This window comes from Arthrobacter sp. B055-34 (genome assembly GCF_059090425.1).
On the sequence record NZ_JBNHFQ010000011.1, the window covers coordinates 43,856 to 55,557 of the forward strand.

Genomic DNA, 11,702 nt, shown 5'->3' on the forward strand with positions numbered 1-11,702 from the left:
CTCGTCCCAGAACCACCCCGAATTTCAGGTTAACCGTTCGCACTGACATTTTTACTGGGCCTGAGCAGCTCGGCTCCTGGAGTCAGCTTCGGCAGACTACTTTTTCTCCTCGATCGTCACAGTCCACGAGTCGATGTTGGCTGCGCGCACGTCGAGAAAGTACTTGCCCGGCGTCTTGTGCAGGGCTGTTTCGCCGGCGCCCGGCTTGTCGAGGACCATAATCGGGAGGCCGCCATCTACAGCCAGGTCGGTCCCTTCTTTCTCCAGGTAGGCCGCCACCACAACGAAATCATTTTCGGCCCCTTCAAATTCATATGTCAGGCGTGTTTCGCCTCCGGTTAGTTCGAAGGTGGGGCTGGCGGCGTCAGCGCTCCCCTCGAGCGAAGCCACCTCGGTCCACTGTTCCTCGGCCGGAGCCGGTTCAGCCGCCTCGGCCGGAGCCGGTTCAGCCGCCTCGGCCGGAGCCGGTTCAGCTGCCTCGGGCTCCGGCGCCGGCTGCTCCTGAACCGCGGCGTTCGTGTCCGCAATCGGCGCAGGACCGGCAGTGCCCTGCCCCGCGGAACCGCCGGTGATCGCGCTGAGCACGATGAGGACCGCAGTCACGATCCAGGCAAGAACTTTATGCTTACCGTACCCGGCCAGCGGCAGCCCGCGTTTGTCCCTCTGGCCGCCGGCCAGCACGATGATCAGGTCCACCAGGACCCAGACCCCCAGCCCTCCCAAGGTGACCAGTTTGAGGATCCCGGTACCAATCTTGCCCAAGTAGAACCGGTCCACTCCGAAGACCCCAAGGAACAGGGACAACAGCCACGTGGCCAGGAAGGACTTGCCGCCCTCCTGCGACTGGGCTGCATAGTTGTTTGCCGGCCGCCCGGCCAGCGGTTCGTTCGGTGCGTAGTGAGTCATGGTTGCGCCTTTCATCGGTCCGCCGTTTGGCGGACGTTGTTGGTTTACTGCTTCTCCCACGTACCGCAGCGGGTCGTGTTGAAGTCCTGCCCCTTGGACAGCGTGACCGTTGGCCGGCCACCGCCCGGGATGTCGTTGGTGATGATGTCGTCGCCGTTGGTACCGGACGTGTAGATGCCCCAGTAGCAGGTGGACCCGACGGAATCCGTGGTGCGGTAGGTGCCTGCGGCGATGTCCACGCCAACCGTCCAGGTACCTTCGCGGATGGTGTTGTCCGCCTTTTCCTTCTCGGCGCCGGAGACTTCCTTTTCCCGCTTCGCGACGGCAGCTTCGGCTTCCTTCAGCTCCGCCTCGCCCTTTTCGAGGTCCGCGGTCCGTTCCTCGACAGCGGACTCACGCTTTTCGATGCCGCCCGCCATCGCGTCGTAGTCGGCTTTGAGCTCGCCATAGTCCGAATCGAGCCCGGTCAGCTCTGATTCCACAGCGTCCCTCTCCCCCAGGAGAGCAACGTATTCATTGCTCGCGGTCGGATCCGTCACCGCGGTGCCGACGCCGATCCCACCGCCAAAAAGTACGACGCCGGCAATCACCAGGGCGATCGTCTTCCCTCTGCCGGTTGCCCCAACTTTTGCCTTGTCCATGCTTCCCCCAACCTTTCCGAGCTACTTCTTGTCGACTGTTTCGACGACGATGTCCAGGCCGTTGTCCGGGTGATAGCCCCACGACGCCGAGAACTCTCCCCATTCCCCGGTTTGGCGTCCGTCTAGGGCCCGCGTGCTGTCGATCCGCGAGATCACGCTCTGCGGAGTTTCAAGGGCGATCAGCACGCAAGTAACCTCGGCATACTCGGCCCCGGTGGATTCGCTTCCCGCCGTCTGCATCGAGATGCTCTGGCCCTCGTCCAGCAAGCTGATGCCCGTTGCGTCAGCCACCTCGCAGGATTCGACGGCGACGGGAATGGCGTGCGAAGTGGACGGGAAGTCGATCTGCCCCATCAGGACGCCCGCAACCAAACCGACACCGACGCCGCCTGCAGCAAATAGGAGCCGCCCCTTGTCCTTCCGCCGCGCCAGAGTAGCGTCGGCGTTTCCGTCCGGCTGCCCAGCCGAGCCATTCAAGTCGGCGCCCGCCGCTGGTTCCGGAGGAACTGTGTTCGGTGGTTGCGTCATGACGGGCTTCCTTGTCTGGTGCGGAATGCTTGGTAGCTAATGGGCGGGAAGGCGAAGCAAGTCCCCCACAACTTGGCTTCAGCCTCCCCGCCTGCAGTGCCGGTCTTTCACCCCAGCCGGCCTTGCTCTTCAAACCTAGGACGACCGCCATCAAAGGCGGACACAAACAACTGATAAGGGGGATTATCAGGACACGCTCTACCAGTGAACGTTTATCCAGTACGCTGGAACCCACGCACTGAAAAAGGGGGAATCAGATGACTGGCACGGCCGCGCCGCTGCACATCTCCCTTGCCGATATCGCGCTCCTGGCCCAGGTCAAGCGCCCGGTGGTGACCATGTGGCGCAAACGCAGCGAGGGGACCGCGCTGCCCTTTCCTGAACCGGTGGCCATATACGGAAACCAGGAACTCTTCAACGCCTTCGAGGTGGCGGAATGGCTCAACGCCACGGGGCGAGGCAACAATCCGGAAGCCGCGCAGGATCTCGCGGCCTTCGCCGTTCCTACCGGCCCAAACCTGGACAGCGCACACTTCAACGCTGTGACGGGCCTGCTCGCGCTACGCTCACTCACCGGTGGCCCCGTCAGCGATCTCAGCGAGGCAGATCTGCTGGACGCCGCCGACGAGCAGGATCCGGACGACACGTTCCTCTACTCGGAACTCGAAGCCCTCGCTGGCGGACTCGTCCCGTTGGCTAAGTACACGGACCTGCTGGTGGACGCCGCCTACAGCGCTCCCGCCGCCTTCGAGCGCCTCATGGCGGACCGCTTCCGGGTCGGTTTGCGGGAGGAATCGCTCGCGGCGCTCACCGATATTGCCATCCGCACGGTCGCCGCGATCGCCGTCGAGCTCTCGGCCGGGGAACCGCAGCCGGTCTTCGCCGACGCCACACTGGGCGGGAGCGACCTCCTGGTGGGTGTCGCGGATCTTCTCCACGAAGGGCAGGCCGCCGTCCTCGCGGCGGGAAACAACGACGACGGCGCGGCGCGGCTCGGGCGGCGCAGGTTGCGGCTCCATGCAGCACACCGGGACAATCTCCGTATCAAAGACGCTGCAGGGATCGGCGCTGAAAGTTCGATCGTTCACGTGGCTCAGTTCCCCTCCCCTGCCCAGCCGGAGTTGTCGCCGGAGGATCTGCTCACCGCCGTCGACGACATTGTGCTGCGGATGGATGACTCCCAGCGGGCCGTCGTTATCGGACCCGCCGCAGTCCTCGCAGACGCTGCCGGCAACCGCCGCGTGGAAGACATTCGCTCCGACGTCCTGCGCTCTGGCCGGGTCCGTGCCATCGTGAAGCTGCCGCAGGGCCTGCTCAAGAGCAAATCCCGCCAGGCCCAGGCCCTCTGGGTCCTCGGCCCGGCCCACCAGGACGTTCCCATCGGCGAACGCTGGACCATGACCGCGGACCTGTCCAACGTCGAACTGGACGAGGCCGCGGTGCAGGACCTGGTTTCGGACATGGCTGCTGCCATGGGGAACCGTGAGCTGGTCCGCGCCCACTCTTTCCGCTTCGCGCGGCTGGTACTGACGCATGCCCTGCTCGCGGGCCGGGGTGCGCTGACGATTGCCGCCAGCATACCGCGGTTGAAGACCCTGGTTCAGGCAGCGACCGCCGCCGAAGACATGGTTCGCGCCGAGCATTTGATTGCCCGGCTGAACTCATCGGATGTCGAGGCTGTTCCATTGGAAATCACGGTGGAAACTGCACCCACCCGTTCCACTGGACAGACAAAATCAGGTCCTGGGCGCTCCACCGTCGACCAGCTGCTGAAAGCCCGGCACCTCGTCTACATTCCCGGAACACGAGTGGATGAAGCCGATGTGTCAACCGAAGCTGACGGCGGTGCCCGTGTCTTTGGAATGGCCGAGCTCCATAGCAGCTCCGATCCCGGTGGACGTCGGATCGACAGGCTGGTCTTCGCTGCCAACCACCCGCGCGCCCAACTGACAGAGCCGGGCGATATCGTCTTCTGCACCGGAGCAAAACCAGCCGTTCTCGTGGACAAGGAGGGCTCCGCCGTCGTGATTTATCCGGCCCGGGTGCTGCGGATCAGCGCCAAGGATCCCGGCGGACTGTTGCCCGAGCTCCTCGCAGCGGACATCAACGCCGCCCCTGCGGGCAACTGGCGGAAATGGCCGGTCCGCACCCTTCCCGCACCACAGCGGGAGCCGCTGGCCGCCGCGCTGGCAGAGCTCAACCGGCACCGCCGGGCCGCAGAGGACAGACTCGCCCGGCTCAACAACCTCACCGATTTGCTGATGGACGGCACCTCCCGCGGACGGCTCGCCGTCGTCCCACCCGAAACGTCAACGGAAGGAACACCCTAGTGCCCCCGAAAAAGAAGGCCGACGCGCTGCCGTCGACCATGAAGGAACTCAAGGACACGTTGTGGAAGGCCGCGGATAAGCTGCGCGGTTCCATGGACGCCTCGCAGTACAAGGACGTCATCCTGGGCTTGGTGTTCCTGAAGTACGTCTCGGATGCGTTCGCCGAGCGCCGCGAGCAGCTGCGGGTAGAGCTGGCCGCGGACGGCATGAACGAAGACCAGATCGGCCAACTGATCGACGACACGGACGAATACACCGGCCGCGGCGTTTTCTGGGTGCCGGCGAACGCCCGCTGGGAATACCTCGCAGAGAACGCCAAAGGCCTGCCCGCCATGGACGGACAGCCGCCGAAGAACATCGGCGAGCTAGTTGACGCCGCCATGGATGCCATCATGGCCGCGAACGCGTCACTCGCCGGCACGCTGCCGCGCATCTTCAACCGGGACAGCGTGGACCAGCGACGCCTCGGCGAACTGCTGGACCTGTTCAACACCACCCGCTTCCGCGGCGAAGGCGCCACGCGCGCCCGCGACCTGCTCGGCGAGGTCTACGAGTACTTCCTGGAGAAGTTTGCCAAGGCCGAGGGCAAGCGGGGCGGCGAGTTCTACACGCCCGCCGGCGTCGTGCGCGTACTCGTGGAAGTCCTCGAGCCGACCGACGGCCGCGTCTACGACCCGTGCTGCGGCTCCGGCGGCATGTTCGTGCAGACCGAGAAGTTCCTGGACGCGCACAACGAGGACCGCACTGCCATCTCTGTCTACGGGCAGGAGCTCAACGAGCGCACGTGGCGGATGGCGAAGATGAACCTCGCTATCCACGGGCTCAACGCCAACCTCGCACCACGCTGGGGCGACACCTTCGCCCGCGACCAGCACCCGGAGATGCAGGCCGACTTCGTCATGGCCAACCCGCCCTTCAACATCAAGGACTGGGCGCGCAATGAATCGGACTCCCGCTGGCGCTACGGCGTCCCGCCGGTCAACAACGCCAACTACGCCTGGATCCAGCACATCATCTCAAAACTGGCCCCCGGCGGCTCGGCCGGTGTGGTCATGGCCAACGGCTCCATGTCCTCCAACTCCGGTGGTGAAGGACAGATCCGCGCGCAGCTTGTCGAGGCCGACCTGGTCTCCTGCATGGTCGCCCTGCCCACCCAGCTCTTCCGATCCACCGGCATCCCAGTCTGCACTTGGTTCTTCTCCAAGGACAAGTCCGCGGCTGGCCGCGGCACCGTGGACCGCACCGGACAGGTCCTGTTCATCGATGCCCGGAACCTCGGTTACATGGTGGACCGCGCAGAACGCGCCCTTTCCGATGAGGACATCGCCAAGATCGCCAACACCTACCACGCCTGGCGCGGCACGCCTTCCGCCGTGGAACAGGAATTGAAGTACGACGACGAACCAGGCTTCTGCTATTCGGCCACCTTGGCGGAGATCAAAGAAGCGGACTATGCTCTCACCCCGGGACGCTACGTCGGCGCAGCCGAGATCGAGGACGACGGCGAACCCATCAGGGAGAAAATTGTCCGGCTCAAGAAGGAACTCTTCGAACAGTTCGAAGAATCTGAGCGACTGGCGCAGGTCGTTCGTGAGCAGCTAGCGAGGCTCCCGTGAGCAATTGGCGTTCCACGACCATAGGTCAGTTGGCGGCTTCAACTAAGTCCGCTTTGGCAACAGGGCCCTTTGGTTCATCGGTTTCCTCGAAGCATTTCCGCAGTGAAGGTGTTCCAATGCTGCGAGGCAGCAACCTAAGCGAAGGCGTTAGCGTCCGGCTGAGTGAGAGCGACCTTGTCTACCTTGAACCAGCTCTCGCAGCGACGTTCGAGCGGAGCGTAGCCAAACGCGGAGATCTCGTATTCACCAACTGGGGCTCGGTTGGTCAGTTAGGTCTGATCGATGAATCGTCGCGTTATGACCGCTACATAGTGTCTAACAAGCAGATGAAGTTGACACCTGATTTAGAGCAGGTGGATCCTGTTTTCCTCTACTACTATCTGAGTCAGCCGAGAATGATCTCCGAGGTCAAGTCCCGCGCCATCGGCAGCACAATTCCTGGGTTCAACCTCGGTCAATTGCGAGATCTCCCTGTCAATATCCCAGCATTAAGTAGCCAAAAGACCATTGCCGACGTCCTCGGCTCCCTCGACGACAAGATCAATGCCAACAACAAGCTCGCACGTACTTTTGAGGCGCTCGGCACTGCCAAGTTTAGTCAGTTGGGTCTGGACTCGGAGCCTGTTGACGGCGGCTGCACCATAGATACACTATTCGACTTGAATCCGCGCAGGACCGTGGTAACAAATGGCCCAACTGTCATCGATATGCAGGCTCTCCCCACATCCGAACCGCTAATCGCCACATGGGGGATCGGAAAACGAAAGGGCGGAACTCGCTTCATGAATGGCGACACTCTGGTCGCCCGCATAACGCCATGCCTGGAGAATCGCAAGACCGCCTACGTTGATTTTCTCTCCGACGGCGACGTTGGCATAGGTTCAACAGAATTCATCGTGATTCGCTCGAAGGCGGGCCTACCGCTGAGCCTTTCCTATTTCATGGCCATCAGCGAGCGCTTCCGCGAATTCGCGATTCAGAACATGGCCGGGACCTCTGGCAGGCAGCGCGTGGCGGCAGCTGATTTGGCTCGTCATACCCTCTCGCGTATCGATAAGGAATTCCTTATTGAGTTCGGACGGTGGGCAGACGAAAATCTGAAGATCCTCGGGTCGCTTCGCAATGAAAATACTGCCCTCGCCACAATACGTGACGCCCTCCTACCGCAGATGATGTCCGGCAGGCTCCTGATTAGAGAGGCTGAAGCACTCGTGGAAGCAGCGGTATAACGTGTCTGCAAATCTGCGGGTTGTGCAACAGGCTGTTGCACAACCCGAATGTTGCAAGCGTCGCTTGCACAATTGGACACAGATGTTGCAACAGCCTGTTGCAACATCTGAATCGCTCAGTGGGCAACTTGCAGATGCCATCTGCAAGTTTTGGAATGCTTCATCTTGAAGGCAGATAGATTCTTTTAACACACCGTCCACGGGGGAAGGGCTAGGGCATGACACTTCAGACAACGTTTACAGAGGCCGATTGGGAGGGCTTGGCCCTCGATCTGCTCGGCGAGCACGGTTGGCTACCGATGCACGGGGACGAGATCGCGCCAGGGTCAGGCGAGCGCGAGACTTGGGACGAACTGCTCATCCGCCCGCGACTGCTGGCTGCGCTGCGACGGCTGAACCCTGGGATTCCCGAGCAGTACCTGCAGCAGGCCCTAGCTGAGATCGCTGCGCCGTCATCTCAGGACGCTATTACGGAGAACCATCGCATTCACAAGATGCTGGTCGAAGGCTACCGATTCACCTACCTCGATCCGGAAGGTGCGGAGCAGAACCCAACGCTCCGGTTGCTGGGCGCCGAGGAGACGGACAACGACTGGCTCGCCGTCAACCAGGTCACACTGGTGCAGGGTGACTGCCGGCGGCGCTTCGACGTCGTGCTTTATTGCAACGGTATGCCGGTGAGTGTCCTCGAGCTCAAGAAGGCCGGGGCCAAGACTGCCGACGTCGCTGCCGCACACGCCCAGCTGCAGACCTACCTGCGTGAATTCCCGATGGCGTTCCGCTTCTGCATTTTCACCTTCGCGTCCGACGGACTCGAAGCCAAGTACGGCACGCCGTTCACACCGCTGAACCACTTCTCCCCTTGGAACGTGGACGACGACGGCAATCCCGTTCCGCCGGACCAACTGGTTGACGGCGAGGCGGTCCTCGCGATCGAAACCGCAATCTCTGGGCTTTACAACCCCACGCGTTTCCTGCAGCTAGTTGAATCCTTTACTGCGTTCGATGCCGGCGCCGAAGGCCTGTTCAAACGAATCACTAAGCCGCACCAGTACTTTGCCGTTACCAAGGCTGTGGGCAGCACGATTGATGCAGTACGCACGAACGGCAAGGCCGGCGTCGTCTGGCATACCCAGGGCTCCGGCAAGTCGATGGAAATGGAGCTCTACACCAACAGGGTCATGCGGCACCCTGCCCTGAAGAACCCGACCGTCGTCGTTATTACGGACCGCAACGAACTCGACGGGCAGCTCTTCTCCGGATTCGCCCGCTCGCGGCTGCTGCCGGAGGTGCCGAAGCAGATCCGCAAGCGCAAGGAACTGCGAGCCGAACTCTCTGGCCGGATCACGGGCGGCATCTACTTCACCACCCTGCAGAAGTTCGGGCGCACACAGGAAGAGAAGGATTCCGGCATAGAGCACCCGCTGCTGAGCGACCGGAAGAACATCATCGTCATCGTCGACGAGGCGCACCGCAGCCACTACGACGACCTCGACGGCTACGCCCGGCATCTGCGCGACGCGCTGCCGAACGCGACCTTGATCGCGTTCACCGGCACACCGATCTCTTTCGACGACCGCAACACCCGTGATGTGTTCGGCGATTACATCGATATCTACGATCTTTCGCGGGCAGTGGACGACGGCGCGACCGTGCCCGTCTACTTCGAGCCGCGGCTCATTAAGGTGCAGCTTGCCGAGGGCGTGACGCAGGAGGACCTCGACGCTGCGGCGGATGAGGCGACCGTCGGGCTGGACGACACCGAACGCGCGCGGATCGAGCAATCCGTGGCCGTGGTCAACGCGGTTTATGGTGCCCCCGAGCGGCTAGAGGAGCTGGCCAAGGATCTGGTGTCGCATTGGGAGCAGCGGCGCGGTCTCATGGCACCGTTCATTGCGGACACCGAGGGTTCGGCCACCTACGGCAAGTCGATGATCGTCTGCGGGACCCGGGAGATCTGCGCGAACTTGTACGCGCAGATCGTTGCGCTGAAGCCAGAGTGGCATTCGGACGAGCTGGACAAGGGCAAGATCAAGGTGGTCTATTCCGGCGATGCCTCGGATATGCCGCCGGTGATCGACCACGTCCGCCGCGACTCCGCGAACAAGGCCATCAAGGAGCGGCTCAAAGATCCGGGCGACGAGCTGGAGCTCGTCATCGTCAAGGACATGATGCTCACCGGCTTCGACGCCCCGCCGCTACACACGCTTTTTCTGGACCGGCCGCTGAAAGGTGCGCTGCTCATGCAGACGCTCGCCCGGGTCAATCGCACTTTCCGTGGCAAAAAGGACGGGCTCTTGGTGGCCTACGCGCCCCTGGCGGAGAATCTCGCCAAGGCTCTGGCCGAGTACACGTCCACAGACAAGGAGAGGAAGCCCGTCGGCAAGAACGTCGACGACGCCGCCGCGCTGGCTATGGAGCTGGTCGATCAGGTGCGCGGGCTTCTGGCCGGATACAACTGGAAGGCTGTCCTGCTCAAGGGCGGGCCGAAGGCGTTCCTCAACGCCGTCAGCGGTGCCGTCAACTACCTGCGCAGCCCTGCGACTCCAGGCAACGAGCCTGACAGCGACTCCCCCATGCTCTCTGCCCGCTACCGCCAGACAGCCGGCCAATTGGCCCGGGCTTGGGCGCTCTGCTCCGGTTCCGGGAAGCTGGAAGAGCTTCGCCCGGAGATCCAGGTGTATGAGGAGATCCGCGTCTGGATGGGCAAGTACGACGCCGCGGACCGACAGTCCCGTGGTGAGCCCGTCCCCGAAGACATTCAGCGGATGCTTGGTCAGCTGATTGCGACGGCGACGGACGCCACCGGTGAAGTTCTCGACATCTACGATGCCGCCGGCATGCCCAAGCCGTCGCTCAACGATCTGACACCGGAGTTTATCGGGAAGACGCAAAAGGCGAAGAACCCGCAGCTGGCCATCGAAGCGCTGCGCAAGCTGGTAGCGGAGGAGTCTGTCCGGACCACGCGGCATAACACCATCCGACATCGGGCCTTCTCCGAGCGCATCACTGAGCTGATGCACAAATACACCAACCAGCAACTGACCTCCGCCGAAGTCATAGCCGAACTCGTGGAACTGGCGAAGGAGGTCGCCGAGGAATCACACCGCGGCCAGCGTTTCTCCCCGCCGTTGAACGAGGACGAACTAGCCTTCTACGACGCAGTCGCCCAGAACGAGTCGGCCGTTGAAGTCCAAGGGGAAGGCATTCTGGCCGAAATCGCGCGCCAACTGGTCGGCATCATGCGCCGCGACGTCCGCACTGATTGGACAGTCCGCGAGGATGTCCGGGCCAAGCTGCGCTCATCGATCAAACGGCTCCTGGTGATCAACGGCTATCCGCCAGACAAGCAGCCCGAAGCCATCAAGCTCGTCATCGAGCAGATGGAGTCCATGGCGCCGCGATCGATTGAATCCCAACAACAATCGCGAGCTACCTCATGAGAACCCCGCGACTTCACTTATCGGACGAATTGGTACAGGCAGCCAAAGACGCAGGACTGAAAATCGCAGCCGACCCGTCCTTATCCGCTAAGAATCAAATAAGTCGCATTCAACACGATAAAGAAATTCGCGTGAGATGCAACCGCTGGGCATATTCACAACGGAAGCTACTGCCGACGCCTCAACAGTCACCGGGCTGCTTTATTGCACTCATTGGCTCCGCGCTCTTCGTTGCTGCATCGTACGTCCCAGAATCGATGATGGTGTTACTAGGCATTACGGGAGCGGCAATTGGACTAGCTGGCGCGAGCTCAATGTACAACAACACATTAGGCACCAAAAACCCGCAGTACATCAAGAGACAAGTTGAATTAACCCTTGCAGATCTCGAAGAAATTGCTTATCAGAGTGCTCAGGCGGCTTCTTCCCGCGTCGCTACTACGATGACGCCCCTGGTTCGGCAGCTAGATCCTGCACCGATAAAATCACCGACAGCAGCGTCCAGCACTCGCCCAGTGGCAAACCGAAGAACCGCCTTGTCGCTTGAATCGGCGCGAGATGATTCACCAGCCGTATGGACCAAGGCGTTGGGAATCAACCCTATGGATGCAGAGCTTACAAACCTTAATTTTGACGAGGTGCACCAAGTCAGCCATCCGCCGGGCACAGAATACATAGTCTATGTAAACGACCAACATCGCCGCATGGACCTGAACAGGTACTTCAAGCTGATTACAATATGCCGCTTATCCCGCCGCAGAGGGGTAATTTTTTCATTAAACGGATTTACGGAGAATGTCATAGACCAGGCAAATTCCGATGGCGTGTTGTTACTTCAAGTTCAGAGTGAGGATAGGTACCTCGAGCCCGAGTCAAAGGAAGCACTTTCCTTACTAGACACGATGAAATCTAGCGGGCGGTTCGAAAACCCTGAAGGCAAAGCTCACAATGCATCTACGGATATCGGAGACCACCCTTATTCTAAGGGGGATCATTCCTAGGATTGATG

At 61.5% G+C, this 11,702-nt stretch carries 8 protein-coding genes; 5 read left to right on the plus strand and 3 right to left on the minus strand.

The window, feature by feature from the left end:
• Nucleotides 1–96: 96 nt before the first annotated feature.
• From AC5RWO_RS18550 to AC5RWO_RS18560, 3 genes are read right to left on the minus strand one after another with little or no spacing between them, the layout of a single operon-like run.
• Entirely contained in the window at nucleotides 97–906 is an 810-nt protein-coding gene (locus AC5RWO_RS18550) for a TM2 domain-containing protein (RefSeq protein ID WP_498732976.1), read from the minus strand.
• Between the two features lie 44 nt (nucleotides 907–950).
• Entirely contained in the window at nucleotides 951–1,547 is a 597-nt protein-coding gene (locus AC5RWO_RS18555) for an Rv1352/Rv1906c domain-containing protein (RefSeq protein WP_498732977.1), read from the minus strand.
• Between the two features lie 21 nt (nucleotides 1,548–1,568).
• The gene (locus AC5RWO_RS18560) at nucleotides 1,569–2,075 is read right to left on the minus strand and encodes a hypothetical protein (protein WP_498732978.1); all 507 of its coding nucleotides are present in this window, start codon (nucleotides 2,073–2,075) and stop codon (nucleotides 1,569–1,571) included.
• A gap of 257 nt (nucleotides 2,076–2,332) precedes the next feature.
• On the opposite strand from AC5RWO_RS18560, the gene AC5RWO_RS18565 reads away from it, so the two are divergent.
• The 5 genes from AC5RWO_RS18565 to AC5RWO_RS18585 all read left to right on the plus strand — a co-directional run bounded on the left by AC5RWO_RS18565 (nucleotide 2,333) and on the right by AC5RWO_RS18585 (nucleotide 11,694).
• Entirely contained in the window at nucleotides 2,333–4,405 is a 2,073-nt protein-coding gene (locus AC5RWO_RS18565) for a hypothetical protein (RefSeq protein ID WP_498732979.1), read from the plus strand.
• Nucleotides 4,405–6,021, plus strand: coding sequence for a class I SAM-dependent DNA methyltransferase (locus AC5RWO_RS18570; protein ID WP_498732980.1), 1,617 nt, complete (start codon nucleotides 4,405–4,407; stop codon nucleotides 6,019–6,021). The genes AC5RWO_RS18565 and AC5RWO_RS18570 overlap by 1 nt, the downstream gene beginning before the upstream one ends.
• Nucleotides 6,018–7,250: a restriction endonuclease subunit S gene (locus AC5RWO_RS18575; protein WP_498732981.1), complete on the plus strand. Its 1,233-nt coding sequence runs from the start codon at nucleotides 6,018–6,020 to the stop codon at nucleotides 7,248–7,250. Before AC5RWO_RS18570 ends, AC5RWO_RS18575 begins: the two co-directional genes overlap by 4 nt.
• A 218-nt stretch (nucleotides 7,251–7,468) precedes the next feature.
• Nucleotides 7,469–10,693, plus strand: coding sequence for a type I restriction endonuclease subunit R (locus AC5RWO_RS18580; protein WP_498732982.1), 3,225 nt, complete (start codon nucleotides 7,469–7,471; stop codon nucleotides 10,691–10,693).
• A 314-nt stretch (nucleotides 10,694–11,007) separates the two neighbouring features.
• Entirely contained in the window at nucleotides 11,008–11,694 is a 687-nt protein-coding gene (locus AC5RWO_RS18585; RefSeq protein ID WP_498732983.1) for a hypothetical protein, read from the plus strand.
• The last annotated feature ends 8 nt before the right edge of the window (nucleotides 11,695–11,702 follow it).

Coding starts and splice junctions, on each gene's coding strand:
- AC5RWO_RS18550 (WP_498732976.1), bottom strand. CDS start 906: ATGACTCACTACGCACCGAACGAACCGCTGGCCGGGCGGCCGGCAAAC.
- AC5RWO_RS18555 (WP_498732977.1), bottom strand. CDS start 1,547: ATGGACAAGGCAAAAGTTGGGGCAACCGGCAGAGGGAAGACGATCGCC.
- AC5RWO_RS18560 (WP_498732978.1), bottom strand. CDS start 2,075: ATGACGCAACCACCGAACACAGTTCCTCCGGAACCAGCGGCGGGCGCC.
- AC5RWO_RS18565 (WP_498732979.1), top strand. CDS start 2,333: ATGACTGGCACGGCCGCGCCGCTGCACATCTCCCTTGCCGATATCGCG.
- AC5RWO_RS18580 (WP_498732982.1), top strand. CDS start 7,469: ATGACACTTCAGACAACGTTTACAGAGGCCGATTGGGAGGGCTTGGCC.
- AC5RWO_RS18585 (WP_498732983.1), top strand. CDS start 11,008: ATGTACAACAACACATTAGGCACCAAAAACCCGCAGTACATCAAGAGA.